The 347-nt window shown below is 72.6% G+C and carries 1 protein-coding gene; it reads right to left on the reverse strand.

Going from position 1 to position 347, the window contains the following annotated elements:
• Window positions 1–2: 2 nt before the first annotated feature.
• Window positions 3–347 (reverse strand): adenylate/guanylate cyclase domain-containing protein (locus AB8Z36_RS42195; protein ID WP_369218583.1); only part of this gene is annotated, 345 nt, incomplete at its 5' end.

Below are 347 nucleotides of genomic sequence, written 5' to 3' on the forward strand. Positions count from 1 at the left end.
GTTCAGCCCCGGCGGGCCAGCAGCCACGGTTCGACGACGCCCAGGCCGCGTACGGGGCGCTGCCACATCGGCTGGAGGGCGAAGCGGTAGGAGGGCGGTTCCTCGCCCTCCTTCTCGGCTGCCGCCACCGCCTCCGCGGCCTCCGTCTCCGACGCGGGCGCGTCGCCCGCGCGCTTCAGTTCCTCCGCGAACGCGCCGTCCACCAGGACCGCGTCCTTGGGCGCTATCGAGGTCAAGCGGCTCGCGAGGTTCACCGTGGTGCCGAAGACGTCGCCCATGCGCGTGGTGACCGTGCCGAAGGCGATGCCGACGCGCAGCTCCGGCATGGTCTCGTCGTTCGCCATGGT

It is taken from the genome of Streptomyces flavofungini, assembly GCF_041028215.1.
Taxonomy (GTDB): domain Bacteria; phylum Actinomycetota; class Actinomycetes; order Streptomycetales; family Streptomycetaceae; genus Streptomyces; species Streptomyces flavofungini_B.